General features: G+C 57.9%; 14 protein-coding genes and 1 pseudogene. 10 read left to right on the forward strand and 5 right to left on the reverse strand.

Features of this window, described 5'->3' with window-relative positions:
* The first annotated feature begins 17 nt into the window (after positions 1-17).
* Entirely contained in the window at positions 18-869 is an 852-nt protein-coding gene (locus AC1ROI_RS17240) for a ChaN family lipoprotein (protein ID WP_083375740.1), read from the forward strand.
* A 265-nt stretch (positions 870-1,134) separates the two neighbouring features.
* Here AC1ROI_RS17240 and AC1ROI_RS17245 read toward each other — a convergent pair whose 3' ends face one another.
* The 3 genes from AC1ROI_RS17245 to AC1ROI_RS17255 all read right to left on the reverse strand — a co-directional run bounded on the left by AC1ROI_RS17245 (position 1,135) and on the right by AC1ROI_RS17255 (position 3,642).
* Positions 1,135-1,407 (reverse strand): TfoX/Sxy family protein, encoded by a 273-nt coding sequence (locus AC1ROI_RS17245; RefSeq protein WP_010467623.1) that lies wholly within the window; start codon positions 1,405-1,407, stop codon positions 1,135-1,137.
* 243 nt (positions 1,408-1,650) lie between these two features.
* Positions 1,651-1,995, reverse strand: a complete 345-nt coding sequence (locus AC1ROI_RS17250) for a pentapeptide repeat-containing protein (RefSeq protein ID WP_010467624.1) — start codon at positions 1,993-1,995, stop codon at positions 1,651-1,653.
* A gap of 90 nt (positions 1,996-2,085) precedes the next feature.
* The gene (locus AC1ROI_RS17255; RefSeq protein ID WP_102595142.1) at positions 2,086-3,642 is read right to left on the reverse strand and encodes a bifunctional aminoglycoside phosphotransferase/ATP-binding protein; all 1,557 of its coding nucleotides are present in this window, start codon (positions 3,640-3,642) and stop codon (positions 2,086-2,088) included.
* 118 nt (positions 3,643-3,760) lie between these two features.
* Between AC1ROI_RS17255 and mrcB the strand changes: the two genes are divergently transcribed.
* Genes mrcB through AC1ROI_RS17270 form a run of 3 tightly spaced genes read left to right on the forward strand, consistent with a single transcriptional unit; the run spans position 3,761 to position 7,171 of the window.
* Positions 3,761-6,085, forward strand: coding sequence for a penicillin-binding protein 1B (mrcB, locus tag AC1ROI_RS17260; RefSeq protein ID WP_010467626.1), 2,325 nt, complete (start codon positions 3,761-3,763; stop codon positions 6,083-6,085).
* A gap of 16 nt (positions 6,086-6,101) precedes the next feature.
* Positions 6,102-6,836, forward strand: coding sequence for a tetratricopeptide repeat protein (locus AC1ROI_RS17265; RefSeq protein WP_010467627.1), 735 nt, complete (start codon positions 6,102-6,104; stop codon positions 6,834-6,836).
* Positions 6,836-7,171 (forward strand): YqcC family protein, encoded by a 336-nt coding sequence (locus tag AC1ROI_RS17270; RefSeq protein WP_102595143.1) that lies wholly within the window; start codon positions 6,836-6,838, stop codon positions 7,169-7,171. The genes AC1ROI_RS17265 and AC1ROI_RS17270 overlap by 1 nt, the downstream gene beginning before the upstream one ends.
* An 18-nt stretch (positions 7,172-7,189) precedes the next feature.
* Here AC1ROI_RS17270 and AC1ROI_RS17275 read toward each other — a convergent pair whose 3' ends face one another.
* Positions 7,190-7,603 carry a DUF4124 domain-containing protein gene (locus AC1ROI_RS17275; protein WP_083375742.1) on the reverse strand — a complete coding sequence of 138 codons (414 nt, stop codon included), beginning with the start codon at positions 7,601-7,603 and terminating at the stop codon, positions 7,190-7,192.
* Between the two features lie 399 nt (positions 7,604-8,002).
* On the opposite strand from AC1ROI_RS17275, the gene AC1ROI_RS17280 reads away from it, so the two are divergent.
* The 6 genes from AC1ROI_RS17280 to msrQ all read left to right on the forward strand — a co-directional run bounded on the left by AC1ROI_RS17280 (position 8,003) and on the right by msrQ (position 13,986).
* Positions 8,003-9,727 (forward strand): acetolactate synthase 3 large subunit, encoded by a 1,725-nt coding sequence (locus AC1ROI_RS17280; protein WP_010467631.1) that lies wholly within the window; start codon positions 8,003-8,005, stop codon positions 9,725-9,727.
* Between the two features lie 2 nt (positions 9,728-9,729).
* Positions 9,730-10,221, forward strand: coding sequence for an acetolactate synthase small subunit (ilvN, locus tag AC1ROI_RS17285; RefSeq protein ID WP_003205610.1), 492 nt, complete (start codon positions 9,730-9,732; stop codon positions 10,219-10,221).
* 48 nt (positions 10,222-10,269) lie between these two features.
* Positions 10,270-11,286 (forward strand): ketol-acid reductoisomerase, encoded by a 1,017-nt coding sequence (gene ilvC, locus AC1ROI_RS17290; RefSeq protein WP_007948647.1) that lies wholly within the window; start codon positions 10,270-10,272, stop codon positions 11,284-11,286.
* A gap of 145 nt (positions 11,287-11,431) precedes the next feature.
* Positions 11,432-12,289, forward strand: coding sequence for a CDP-diacylglycerol--serine O-phosphatidyltransferase (pssA, locus tag AC1ROI_RS17295; RefSeq protein ID WP_010467638.1), 858 nt, complete (start codon positions 11,432-11,434; stop codon positions 12,287-12,289).
* Positions 12,290-12,352: 63 nt separating this feature from the next.
* The gene (gene msrP, locus AC1ROI_RS17300; protein ID WP_102595144.1) at positions 12,353-13,366 is read left to right on the forward strand and encodes a protein-methionine-sulfoxide reductase catalytic subunit MsrP; all 1,014 of its coding nucleotides are present in this window, start codon (positions 12,353-12,355) and stop codon (positions 13,364-13,366) included.
* Positions 13,366-13,986 (forward strand): protein-methionine-sulfoxide reductase heme-binding subunit MsrQ, encoded by a 621-nt coding sequence (gene msrQ / locus AC1ROI_RS17305; protein WP_083375744.1) that lies wholly within the window; start codon positions 13,366-13,368, stop codon positions 13,984-13,986. Before msrP ends, msrQ begins: the two co-directional genes overlap by 1 nt.
* Before the next feature lie 114 nt (positions 13,987-14,100).
* Here msrQ and AC1ROI_RS17310 read toward each other — a convergent pair.
* Positions 14,101-14,415: pseudogene (locus AC1ROI_RS17310) on the reverse strand (hypothetical protein); the annotation flags it as partial.

Below are 14,415 nucleotides of genomic sequence, written 5' to 3' on the forward strand. Positions count from 1 at the left end.
AAGACATCGAGGTGAGCATGCGAGGAATTTTGCTACTGGCGGTCGTGTTGTTGAGTGCCTGCCAGCACGTTTCGGCACCGCCTCCGGTCGTCGGTGATATTCAGGACCTGCGCAGTGGCCAGATCCTGACACCCGCGGAATTGGTCGAACGGTTGGCCGTGCCGTCGCGGCTGATCGTCGGTGAGCAGCACGACAATTCTGATCACCATCAACTGCAATTGTGGTTGCTACAGGCGTTGGGCGAACGTCGACCCCAAGGCAGTCTGTTGCTGGAAATGCTCACGCCGGATCAACAATCGCGCGTCGATGACATTCGCCGTGCCTCGACGCTACCCGCAGATCTTCCCGGCGCGTTGAACTGGCAGTCGGGGTGGGACTGGAATCTGTACGGGCCGATCGTGCGCTTTGTGCTGACTCAACCCTACCCGCTGTTGGCGGCCAATCTGGACACTCTTGAAGTCCGTACCGTTTATGCCAAGCCCCCGACATTAAACGGTCGGCTTTCCAATGCTCCGTCGGTCAAGGATGAGTTGCTGGCGCAAATCAACGACTCCCATTGCGGCTTGCTGCCCACCTCGCAGATGCCCGCGATGCTGGCGGTCCAGCAACAACGTGATCGTCGGATGGCCGAGCGCTTGTTGTCGGCACCGACGCCTTCGCTGCTGTTTGCCGGCGCTTACCACGCGCGCAAGGATGTTGGCGTGCCGATCCACGTCCTTGATCTTGGCGAGCCTGAAGCACCGACGGTGTTGATGCTGGCGGAGGAGGGGGGTGAGGTCACGTCGGCCATGGCTGATTACGTCTGGTACACGCCTGCCAAGCCGGCTCAGGATTACTGCGCCCAAATGCGTAAGCAGTTCGGCAAGTAAACAGACGACTTTTCCACAGGCAAAAAAAGACCCGGCAAGAGCCGGGTCAAATAACCGTGATTAGCCTGATGAGGAGATATCTGAGAGTCCGAACCAAGGGCTTTTCAAATATCGACCAGTCTCGCGACCAGTTGTGATAATCATAGCGATTCTCATTACCAAGTCAACCGCTGTTTTTTTGATTTCTTTGCAATCCCCTTTTTCCTTGCGCGAAAGCCCGTAATCATTGCGCCTGAGTCGGTAATCCTGAGGCGAATCTGCCTGTTCAGTTCTTGTGACGGGACGAGATGGCTTCCAGTTGTTTGTTCAAGGCTTCTTTGCGATCAGCTGGAATGTCGTTCCAGTGCACGTCCATCAGCGCGCCTTCGATCGCATACAACAACACCTTGGACGCCCGGAACCCGCGCGTACGCACGGCCCGATAAGCATCCACCGCTCCCAGGCGGCGCAAGTCCGACGCGCTGTGGATGCCCACGGCATGCAGCCACTGTGCCGACGTCTTGCCAAGATTCTTCAGGTGTTGCAGTTCATCATTCATCAAGCCTCCTTGCGACGGCCGAACGGTGCGTGGGCGAGCCTCTCAGGAGTGTAGCCATCAGTAGGAAAAGCGTGATTGTTTGGTCGGTTTCGACGCAAAAGCTTCTAAGAGGAAGACTCAGATAGCTGCGTGAAGGTCTGCGGGAGCAGTCGGAGGAAGCGCGGAGGAATCAACTTTCCCGACAAAAAATCCAGCGCCCAGCGCGAAGCGGGGGCGCTGGACTTGTCAGGTAGAACGTCGTTTTTAGCGGGTGCGATAACGCAGGCGAGTACCGAAATTCATCGACATCAGGATCTCGTCAGCACTCAGTTCTGGCGGAAAGTAGGCGCCGGAGATCTGTGCGTGAGCCAGGCTTGCGCCTTCCAGGCAGGAGTTGCGGAAGTCGATACCACGCAAATCGGCGGAGCGGAAATAGGCATCGGTGAAATCGACGCCATCGGCGTTCAGCTCACGCAGGTCCAGACCACGAAAATCGCCGCCGACCATGTCGACAGAGGCATGACTGGCGCGCTCGGCATTGAAGCCTGCGATGTCGTCTTTGTGCAGCAAGGCATAAAGCGGGGTGTCGAGAAGTTTCGGCTGGCTCATGTCGCATCACCTGATGGTTTTATGACGCCAGTATAGTGCCACTATTTGGCAGCCGTGAAGCCGGCGATGGCTTCACGGCTGAAATAGTTTTTACAGGCCCGGCATGCGCTGGCGAATCTGTGCAACAACGGTGTCGAGCGTCCCGCTTTCATTGGTCTGGACGCGTTTGCTGCAAAGAATCTCGGCAGGCGTCAGCGCTTCGCGGCTGGCTTGCTGGGCGGCGATAACGGCGAGGTTGGCGTCGGACGGATCCTTCTGGTCTGCCTGACGCAAGGCCAGCCAGCTCTCGATGACTGCTTGTGGTGCATTGCAATCGAGGATCAGGAACGGTGCCCCGGTGGCTTCGGCGATTTTCGCCGCGCCGTCACGCTGAGCGCGCTTGAGGTATGTCGCATCGATGACCACCGGGAAACCGGCGCGCAGGATGACCGCGGCAATTTCATGCAGGCGGCTGTAAGTGGCGGCGCTCGCGTCGGCACTATAAATGCCGGCCTGCGGGTCATTCGGTACGGTTTGCTCGCCGAACAAACGCTTGCGTTCAACATCCGAACGCAGGCGAATGGCGCCCAGCGCTTCCACCAGGCGCATGGCGACGTGGCTTTTGCCGACAGCGGAAACGCCGTGGGTAATCGCCATGAACCGCGAAGGAATGGTGCTGTAGCTTTCTGCCAGGTTGGCGTAGTTGCGGTACTGACGCAGGGTGGTGGCGCGTTGCACCGGGTCGGCTTCGGCCGGCATGCTGAACAGGCTGACCTTGGCGCGAACCAGTGCGCGGTACGCTTTGTAGAAGTTCAGTAGCTCAAGGCCCTGATAGTCGCCGGTCAGTTCCAGGTACTGGCTGATGAAACGACGCGCCAGGCTTTTCAGGCCGCGATCTTCCAGGTCCATGGCCAGGAAACCGGTGTCGGCATAAACGTCGGTGAAGCGGAACGGTTCGTTGAACTCGATGCAGTCGAAGATCACGACCTTGCCATCGATCACGGTGGCGTTGCCCAGGTGGATGTCGCCGTGGCATTCGCGGATGAAGCCTTCAGCCTTGCGCTGGGCGAACAGCGGCTTCAGGCGTTCGAAGCTGCTTTCGGCCCAGGCTTGCAACGCATCAAGTTGCAGCAGATCGGCCTTGTCGCTGAGGAACGGGCGGATCTGTTCGAAGTTCTGGCGTACCGGTGCCATCACGCTGTCCGGGGTGCCGGCTTCGTGTTCGCCAGGCACTTTCGGTGCAGTGAGGTGGAATTGGGCGATCTGTGCGGCCATCTCGTCGATGTGCGCGGTGGTCAACTCACCATTGGCTTGCAGGGTGCTGAGCAACTGGCTTTGTGGGAATTGACGCATTTTCAGTGCGAAATCGACAACCGGACCTTCGCCGCCCAGTTGTGGCGCAGCTTCGCTGCCGGTAATAGGCAACACTTCCAGGTACAAATCGTGGGTCAGGCGCTGGTTGAGGCGCAGCTCTTCGCCGCAGAAATGCTCGCGAGCGTCGAGGCTGGTGAAGTCGAGGAAGCCGAAATTCACGGGCTTCTTCACTTTATAAGCAAAGGGACCGGTGAGGACGACCCAGGAGATATGGGTCTCGATGACCTGGAACCCGTCGACAGGATGCGGGTAGAGGGCCGGGTTTTGCAGGGCGGCGATCAGGGACTGGCTCACAGGCGATCCTTCAGAGTCTGGGGAAAATTCACGGCCGCCATTATGGCTGCAAGTCCGTCTGACGCAAACCTCGGAGGGCTCCTGTTGAGTATGAATAAAGTGCGTATAATCCGCCGCCATGACTCGTACTCGATCCCCCCGTACCCCCAAAAAACCACCTTCCCGGGGCTTGAGCCCCTGGCTGGGCTGGGCCCTTAAACTCAGTCTGGTCGGCCTCGTGGTGCTCGCCGGGTTCGCGGTTTACCTCGACGCCGTGGTCCAGGAGAAGTTCTCCGGCAAGCGCTGGACCATCCCGGCCAAGGTGTATGCGCGCCCGCTGGAGCTGTTCACCGGCCAGAAGCTGAGCAAGGAAGACTTCCTCACCGAGCTCGACGCCTTGGGCTATCGCCGCGAAGCCGTGAGCAACGGCCCCGGCGCAGCGGCGGTCAACGGCAACACCGTCGACTTGAATACCCGTGGCTTCCAGTTCTATGAAGGCCTGGAAAAAGCTCAGCCGGTGCGCGTGCGTTTCTCCGGCGATTACGTGGCTGACCTTTCGGCGACCAACGGTTCGAAGCTTTCAGTCGTGCGTCTGGAGCCTCTGCTGATCGGTGGCATTTACCCGAAAAATCTTGAAGACCGCATTCTGATCAAAATCGATCAGGTCCCGCCGTACCTGCTGGAAACCCTGGTCGCCGTGGAAGACCGGGATTTCTATAGTCACTGGGGCGTGTCGCCCAAGTCGATTGCCCGCGCCGTGTGGGTCAACACCTCCGGCGGCAAGATGACCCAGGGCGGCAGTACGCTGACCCAGCAGTTGGTGAAGAATTTCTACCTGACCAGCGAACGCAGCCTGACCCGCAAACTCACCGAAGCCATGATGGCGATGCTGCTTGAGCTGCATTACGACAAACGGGAAATTCTTGAGGCGTACCTCAATGAAGTGTTCGTCGGTCAGGATGGGCAGCGCGCGGTGCACGGTTTCGGCCTGGCCAGCCAGTTCTTCTTCGGGCAGCCATTGTCCGAGCTGAAACTGCATCAAGTCGCCATGCTGGTGGGGATGGTCAAGGGGCCGTCCTATTACAATCCGCGTCGCAACCCGGAACGGGCGCTGGAGCGGCGCAATCTGGTGCTCGATGTGCTTGAGCAACAAGGCGTCGCCACCGCCGAGCAGGTCGCAGCGGCGAAGAATATGCCTCTGGGCGTGACGACGCGCGGCAAGCTGGCGGACAGTTCATTCCCGGGCTTCCTCGACCTGGTTAAACGTCAGCTGCGTGAAGACTATCGCGACGAAGACTTGACCGAAGAAGGCCTGCGGATCTTCACCAGTTTCGACCCGATCCTGCAGATGAAAGCCGAAGCGTCGGTCAACGACACCTTTAAACGCTTGTCCGGACGCAAGGGTTCCGATGAGGTTGAGGCGGCGATGGTCGTGACCAACCCGGAAACCGGTGAAGTCCAGGCCATGATCGGCAGCCGTCAGGCAAGTTTCGCCGGCTTCAACCGGGCGCTGGATGCAGTGCGACCAATCGGTTCGTTGATCAAGCCTGCGGTTTATCTGACAGCCCTTGAGAAGCCGAGCCAGTACACGCTGACCAGTTGGCTGTCGGACGAATCCTTCTCGGTCAAAGGCGCGGACGGTCAGGTCTGGAAACCCCAGAATTACGATCGCCGTTCCCACGGTACGGTTTTCCTGTACCAAGGCCTGGCCCATTCCTACAACCTGTCAACGGCGCGCCTCGGGTTGGCGGTTGGCGTGCCGAATGTCCTGAAGACATTGGCGCGCCTGGGTGTCAGTCGCGAGTTCCCGGCGTTCCCTTCGATGTTGCTGGGAGCCGGTGGTCTGACTCCGATCGAAGTGGCGACCATGTACCAGACGCTGGCCAACGGCGGCTTCAATACGCCGATGCGCGGGATTCGTAGCGTATTGACCGCCGAAGGCGAGCCGCTCAAGCGTTATCCGTTCCAGATTGAGCAGCGTTTCGATCCGGCCTCCATTTACCTGATTCAGAGCGCCATGCAGCGAGTCATGCGTGAAGGTACCGGCAGTTCGGTTTACAACGTGCTGCCGAAAACCCTGACCCTGGCGGGTAAAACCGGTACCAGTAACGACTCGCGAGACAGCTGGTTCGCCGGTTTCAGCCAGGACTTGCTGGCGGTGGTGTGGCTGGGACGCGATGACAACGGTAAGACCCCGTTCACCGGTGCCACCGGTGCATTGCAGGTCTGGACCAGTTTCATGCGCAAGGCCGATCCATTGCCGCTGGACATGCCGCAACCGGACAATGTTGTTCAGGCCTGGGTCGATTCGCGGACCGGGCAAGGTTCCGAAGGCAGCTGCCCAGGTGCCGTGCAGATGCCGTATATTCGCGGCAGCGAACCGCCTCCCGGCGCGGCTTGCGGTGGCGACAGTCCCGCATCCGGCGAAACGGTGATGGATTGGGTCAAGGGCTGGATGAATTAAGCAAAGAGGGTTTCAAGTGAACAAGTGGTTGATTCCAGCGGTTACCGCCGTGGCTTTGCTCAGCGGTTGTTCCTCCGTACAACGCGGTTCGATTCCGGTTGTGGACTCTGGCAGTGCTGTCTCCAACAGTGAGCGAGTGTCGGCAAATGGCGGTTTCCGCAAGACGACGACTAAACGTCCTGTGCAAGCCCAGACTCAAGCGATTCCGCAAGGTGACACGGGTGTCGTCGTGATGGTGCCAGGTGGCGGCGCAGTGGCGTCGGCCCCGATCAGCACCGGTCCGATTACGCCTGGCCCGATTACCCCAGGGCCGATCGACACCTCGCCGGTACAGTCGGCACCGATCAATCAGGGCAGCTACAGCATGCCGTCGACGCCGAGCGGGATTCCTTCGGCGAGCTCCGGTGGATTGTCTGCCGATGAGCAACTGGACGGTCCGGTGCTGGCGCTGTTGACCACTGCTCAGCAGCAACAGGCCGGCGGCGATCTCAACGGTGCGTCCTCCAGCCTCGAGCGCGCCCAGCGAGTTGCACCGCGTGAGCCGCAAGTGCTTTATCGTCTGGCTCAGGTGCGCATGGCCCAAGGTGATGCGCCACAGGCTGAACAGTTCGCCCGTCGTGGCCTGACGTTCGCCAATGGTCGTCCGGCGCTTCAGGCCAGCCTGTGGGAACTGATCGCCCAGGCGCGTGAGAAACAGGGTGATTCCGCAGGTGCGGCACTGGCCCGTCAGAAGGCCAAGGTTGTGTCGTGATGGACGCACGCTTCCCCAGGATTGCCGAGCAACTGCTGTTGATCGAACGTGAGCTACGGGTTCAGGGTTGGTGGGATGAAGTTTCGCCATCCGCTGAAGCGTTATCCAGCGTTGAACCGTTTTCGGTCGATACGCTCGATTTCGAGCAGTGGCTGCAATGGATCTTCCTGCCGAAGATGAAGGTCATCCTCGAACAGGATCTACCGCTGCCCAACGCGTCAGGGATTCAGGAGATGGCCGAAATGGTCTTCGCCGCCCGCAATGTCCAAGGCAGGGACCGGCAGTTGCAGGTCTTGCTCAAAGAGTTCGATCTGCTGATCACCGCCTCTCGCTGAACCGGGTACTGCCAGTGCCTACTGGCAGTTATCCGCAATCTGTTTCTGTGCTTCGGTAGTGCGCTCCTGACGTTGTTCATCGGTCAGGCGGCGCCTCTCACCGTCCACGTCCTCACGCAATCGCGGATTGTTCTGCAGCTGGGCCAGGTTCGTTCGCGCCTGCTCGCAGAATACCTTTAGCTGGGCTTGCTGCTCGGCAACCTGCTTTTTCACTGTGTTGTCGATGGCCTGTTGATCGCCAATCGCCGTGCTGCGCGTTGGTGCGGCGGGTTTGCCGGCAGGCGGGGAGGGCGTCACCACGGTGGTGGCCTCCTGGCCTTGAGGCGGTTGCGCGTCGAAGTGGGTAACGCCTTGGGCGTCGACCCATTTATAGATCTGAGCGGCCATACACAAAGGGCTGATCAGCAAAGTGATCATTAAGAACGTTCGCATGCCATTTCCTTGCCAGAGTTGCGCAATTGAAGCTAACACAGTTGCGGTTTAGCGGTTTTTTCTTGCTTTCTCATGTGCTTACTTCAATAAAGCACATAGACGGCTTGACTTGCAGAGGACGAAACAGAAGAATCCAAAGTCCGCTGTAGAGGGACTGCCAGAAGCAGACCCACTCAGCAGATCATGAGGCGCACATCCGCGCCGACCTGTTACACCCGCAACGCGTTACCTCGCGCTGGGTGGGAAAGGCCCGCAACACTTGGGACGATCCCAATACTTGCTCAGTCAGTGCTGACGTAGTCGGCGACCACCGTCGCTCATGCTCTGCTGAGAAGTAAACCTATTAAGACCCGTCCCCGTTTATGTGGGCGGTATTCTGGCGTTTTAGAGGTGAGCAACGTGGAGCTTTTATCTGGCGGTGAGATGCTCGTCCGCTTTTTGCGTGACGAAGGCGTTAAATATATCTATGGGTACCCAGGTGGTGCCGCATTGCATATCTACGACGCGCTGTTCAAAGAACCAGCCGTTCAACATATTCTCGTTCGTCATGAGCAGGCTGCCACTCACATGGCTGACGGCTATGCGCGCGCCACCGGCAAGGCAGGCGTTGTACTGGTGACCTCCGGTCCCGGTGCGACCAACGTCATTACCGGCATTGCTACCGCGTACATGGACTCGATTCCGATGGTGATCCTGACCGCCCAGGTGCCTAGCACCATGGTCGGGACCGATGCCTTCCAGGAAACCGATATGATCGGTATCTCCCGGCCGATCGTGAAACACAGTTTCATGATCAAGCATGCTTCGGAAATCCCGGAGATCATGAAAAAGGCTTTCTACCTCGCGCAATCGGGCCGTCCTGGTCCTGTCGTTGTCGACATTCCGAAAGACATGACCAACCCGGCCGAGAAGTTCGAATATATCTTCCCGAAAAAAGCCAAGCTGCGCTCCTACAGCCCAGCGGTTCGTGGCCATTCGGGCCAGATCCGCAAAGCGGTGGAAATGCTGTTGGCGGCCAAGCGGCCGATCATCTATGCCGGCGGCGGCGTCATTCTGGGCAACGGCTCCGCGCCATTGACCGAACTGGCGCAACTGCTGAACGTGCCGGTCACCAATACCTTGATGGGCCTCGGCGCCTATCCGGGCAGCGACCGTCAGTTCCTCGGCATGCTCGGTATGCACGGCAGCTACACCGCCAACCTGGCGATGCACCATGCGGACGTGATCATGGCCGTTGGCGCGCGTTTCGATGACCGTGTTATCAACGGTGCATCGAAGTTCTGCCCAAGCGCCAAGATCATCCACATCGACATCGACCCGGCTTCGATCTCCAAAACCATCAAGGCCGACGTTCCTATCGTAGGCCCGGTGGAAAGCGTACTGACCGAGATGGTCGCTACCTTCAAGGAAATCGGCGAGACCCCGAACAAGGACTCGGTGGCTGCCTGGTGGAAGCAGGTTGAAGAGTGGCGCGGTGATCGCGACATGTTCCCTTACAACAAAGGGGACGGCAGCATCATCAAGCCGCAAACCGTTATCGAAACCCTGCACGAAGTGACCAAGGGCGATGCCTACATTGCGTCCGACGTGGGTCAGCACCAGATGTTCGCGGCGCAATACTACCGCTTCAACAAGCCTAATCGCTGGATCAACTCCGGCGGCCTGGGCACGATGGGCTTCGGTTTCCCGGCAGCAATGGGCGTCAAACTGAGCTTCCCGGAAGCCGATGTGGCTTGCGTGACCGGTGAAGGCAGCATCCAGATGAACATCCAGGAGCTGTCCACTTGCCTGCAACATGACCTGCCGGTGAAGATCATCCTGCTCAACAACGGCGTGCTCGGCATGGTCCGTCAGTGGCAGGACATGAGCTACGGCGCGCGTCACTCGCACTCCTACATGGAATCGTTGCCGGACTTCGTCAAGTTGGCTGAAGCCTACGGTCACGTCGGCATGCGCATCACGGACTTGAAGGATTTGAAGCCGATGATGGAGCAAGCCTTCGCGATGAAGGATCGTCTGGTGTTCATCGACATCAAGGTCGACGCAGCTGAGCACGTCTACCCGATGCAGATCAAAGACGGCTCCATGCGCGATATGTGGCTGAGCAAGACGGAGCGTACTTAATCATGCGACATATTATTTCCCTGCTTCTGGAAAACGAACCCGGCGCTCTGTCTCGTGTAGTCGGCCTGTTCTCGCAGCGCAACTACAACATCGAAAGCCTGACCGTGGCCCCTACCGAAGACCCGACCTTGTCGCGTCTGACGCTGACCACTGTCGGCCACGATGAAATCATCGAGCAGATCACCAAAAACCTGAACAAGCTGATCGAAGTGGTCAAACTGGTCGACCTGTCGGAGAGTGCTCACATCGAGCGCGAACTGATGCTGGTCAAGGTCAAGGCTACCGGCGCCCAGCGCGCCGAGATCAAGCGCACCACCGATATTTACCGTGGGCAGATCGTCGATGTCAGCGCCAGCGTTTATACCGTTCAATTGACCGGTACCAGCGACAAGCTCGACAGCTTCATTCAGTCCATTGGCACCGCCTCGATCCTGGAAACCGTCCGTAGCGGCGTAACCGGTATCGCTCGCGGCGACAAAGTACTCAGCATCTAAACCAAATTAGCGAACGGCCTGAACGGCCTGGATATATAGGGGAATTTCATGAAAGTTTATTACGAAAAAGACTGCGACCTGTCGATCATCCAGGGCAAGAAAGTTGCCATCATCGGTTACGGTTCCCAGGGCCACGCTCAGGCGTGCAACCTGAAAGACTCCGGCGTTGACGTGACTGTCGGTCTGCGCAAAGGTTCGGCCACTGTTGCCAAAGCCGAAGCTCACGGCCTGAAAGTGACCGACGTTGCTTCCGCTGTTGCAGCTGCCGACCTGGTCATGATCCTGACCCCGGACGAGTTCCAGTCTGCCCTGTACAAAAACGAAATCGAGCCGAACATCAAGAAAGGCGCCACCCTGGCCTTCTCCCACGGCTTCGCGATCCACTACAACCAGGTTGTTCCGCGTGCTGACCTCGACGTGATCATGATCGCGCCGAAAGCACCGGGCCACACCGTGCGTTCCGAGTTCGTCAAAGGCGGCGGTATCCCTGACCTGATCGCTATCTATCAGGATGCTTCGGGCAACGCCAAAAACGTTGCACTGTCCTACGCCGCAGGCGTCGGTGGCGGTCGTACCGGCATCATCGAAACCACCTTCAAGGACGAGACCGAAACCGACCTGTTCGGCGAACAAGCCGTTCTGTGCGGCGGTACCGTTGAGCTGGTCAAAGCCGGTTTCGAAACCCTGGTTGAAGCTGGCTACGCGCCGGAAATGGCCTACTTCGAATGCCTGCACGAACTGAAGCTGATCGTTGACCTCATGTACGAAGGCGGTATCGCCAACATGAACTACTCGATCTCCAACAACGCTGAATACGGCGAGTACGTGACGGGTCCGGAAGTGATCAACGCCGAGTCCCGTCAGGCTATGCGCAACGCCCTGAAACGTATTCAGGACGGCGAATACGCCAAGATGTTCATCAGCGAAGGCGCGACCGGCTATCCTTCGATGACCGCCAAGCGTCGTAACAACGCCGCTCACGGTATCGAAATCATCGGCGAGCAACTGCGCTCCATGATGCCGTGGATCGGTGCCAACAAGATCGTCGACAAAGCTAAAAACTAAGTCGCGCACTTGTACGAAAAACGCGGCTTAGGCCGCGTTTTTTCGTTTGGGCTGAAAGGTTCTGGTATAAAGCTGCATCGTTTGCGGCCGAACCGTCGTCCCAGACACCTGTCGAAACTTTCCACCCCGTTGCAAGGTAATGTCCATGAGCGAACGTCCCGAAGAGCCAAACAAGGCTTCTGACGCCGAAAGCCTGCTGCCCATCGATGAACACATCGAGGAAGGGCATGACGCTGAAGGTCGTAAAGTCCGGCATCGTGGTATCTATCTTCTGCCGAATCTGTTCACCACCGCGAACCTGTTCGCAGGGTTTTATTCCATCATCAGCTCGATGAGCGCCCAGAGTGCGTTGAGTGCCGGTGATTCGATTGGCGCGAGCAAGTATTTTGCGTTTGCCGCGATTGCGATTTTCGTCGCCATGGTGCTCGACGGCCTTGATGGTCGCGTTGCCCGCATGACCAATACCCAGAGTGCCTTCGGCGCCGAGTACGATTCGCTGTCGGACATGGTCGCCTTTGGTGTCGCGCCGGCGTTGCTGGCGTTTGGCTGGGCTTTGGGCGACATGGGCAAGGTCGGCTGGATGGTTGCCTTCATCTATGTCGCGGGTGCAGCGTTGCGCCTGGCACGCTTCAATACGCAAGTCGGCACCGCGGATAAACGCTACTTCATCGGTCTGGCCAGTCCGGCTGCAGCGGGTGTTGTCGCGGGGATTGTCTGGGCGTTCAGTGACTACGGCATTCAGGGTTCCAAGATGTCGTTCCTGGTTGCGCTGATGGTGGCCGCCGCCGGCATGCTGATGGTCAGCAACATCAAGTACAACAGCTTCAAGGAGCTGGACTTGAAGGGGCGAGTGCCCTTTGTCGCGATCCTCGCGGTAGTCCTGGTGTTTGCCGTGGTCTTCAGTGATCCGCCGCGCATTCTACTGCTGGTTTTCCTCGCTTACGCGGCGTCTGGTCCGGTGCAATACCTGTTGCATCTTCGTCGGCACAAAAACGCCGAGTGATGTAATTTCCCTCATACTCCGCAGTCTATTGGTGCATCTGTCCTCCAATGCTGCGGAGTTGCCATGCTGATCAAAGTCCCCAAAGCGTCTGACTGTCACGAGTCGGACGTCACGCCTGAATCCTTCTATTTTTCTCGACGCAATCTACTGGGTGCAGCCGTTGCCGGTCTGGCCGTGAGCAGTCTGCCGCGCTGGGCCAGTGCTGACAAAGCCGCTCGTTACGCAGATGTCGAGCCAGGCAAGGCGCCTTCCTGGTTTGCCGAAAAGCTTCCTGCCACTAAATGGGGGGCAGTCAACGTCAAGGATGAGGCGATCACGCCATTCAAGGATGCGACCCACTACAACAACTTCTACGAATTCGGCACTGATAAAGGCGACCCTGCCGCCAATGCCGGTTCGCTGAAGACTGAGCCTTGGACCGTGGTGGTGGATGGAGAGGTAGGTAAGCCGGGGCGGTATGCGCTGGAAGACTTCATGAAGCCCTATCAACTGGAGGAGCGTATTTATCGTCTTCGCTGTGTTGAGGCCTGGTCGATGGTTATTCCCTGGATTGGTTTTCCTCTTTCGGCGTTGCTGAAGCAAGTCGAGCCGACATCGAAGGCCAAGTTCATCCGCTTTGAAACGCTGCAAGATCCCAAGAGCATGCCTGGGCAGCGCTCTGGTTTTGCCTTGATCGAGTGGCCCTATGTAGAGGGTTTGCGCCTGGATGAGGCGATGAATCCGTTGGCCATTCTTGCGGTGGGCATGTATGGGCGTGAACTGCCGAATCAGAACGGGGCGCCTCTGCGTTTGGTGGTGCCCTGGAAGTATGGCTTCAAGAGCGTCAAATCCATCGTGCGGATCAGTCTGGTCAGCGAACAGCCGAAAACCACCTGGCAGAGCATTGCCGCGGATGAATACGGCTTCTACGCCAACGTGAACCCTACAGTTGATCACCCGCGCTGGACTCAGGCTCGTGAGCGTCGTTTGCCGAGCGGCCTGTTCAAGCCCAATGTTCGGGACACACAGATGTTCAACGGCTACTCGGATGAAGTCGCTTCTCTCTATACAAGGCTCGATCTGCGGAAGAACTACTGATGCGTTATCCGTTTTGGCGAATTGGCGTCTTTATAGCGGCGGCGGTCTGGCCGCTGCTTTGGTTGTATCAGGCCTGGCAGGATGTGTTGGGTCCCGATCCGGGCAAGGTCCTGGTTGATCGGCTGGGGCTGGGGACGCTTATTCTGCTGCTAATAACGTTAAGCATGACGCCTCTGCAGAAAATCACCGGTTGGGCGGGGTGGATTGCTGTGCGCCGGCAGCTGGGGTTGTGGTGTTTCGCTTATGTGGTTCTGCATCTGAGCGGCTACACGGCGTTCATTCTTGGATTTGATTGGTCGCAGTTGGGTGTCGAGTTGCGCAAACGGCCGTACATCATTGTCGGGACGTTGGGGTTTCTCTGTTTATTGGCATTGGCGATGACTTCTAATCGTTACAGTCAGCGCCGGCTGGGTGTTCGTTGGAAGAAGCTGCATCGGCTGGTGTATGTCATTCTCGGGCTTGGATTGCTGCATATGTTGTGGATCGTTCGTGCCGATCTCAAGGAATGGGCGATCTATGCTTCTATAGGTGCGCTGCTATTAGTGTTGCGCATTCCGCCTGTGGCCCGTCGAATCCCGCGTTTAATAGCCAAAAAAGCGCCTTCTGCAAGAAAAGCATAAATAGGTGTTGACGGCAGATTCTGGAAGTCTATAATTCGCCCCACTTCCGGCGCAGTCGAAACGGAAAACTCCTTGGTAAACAAAGAGTTACGCAGTTTTCGACAGCGAGTTGCTTCAGGTCATCGAAGCCCAGAAGGAGTTGATCAAGCAAGGTTGTTTGGCTTGATTGACGGTTCGATCTTCTCGGTCGAAAGCGGAGAAAAAGAGGTGTTGACAGCAGCGAGTAACGCTGTAGAATTCGCCTCCCGCTAACGAGAGATCGGAAGCGCAAGTGGTTGAAGTTGCAAAGGAAACTTTGAAAACTTCTGAAAATAACCGCTTGACAGCAACAGAGGCTGCTGTAGAATGCGCGCCTCGGTTGAGACGAAAGATCTTAACCAACCGCTCTTTAACAACTGAATCAAGCAATTCGTGTGGGTGCTTGTGGAG

The sequence above is a fragment of the Pseudomonas sp. GW823-FHT02C02 genome, from assembly GCF_058797635.1.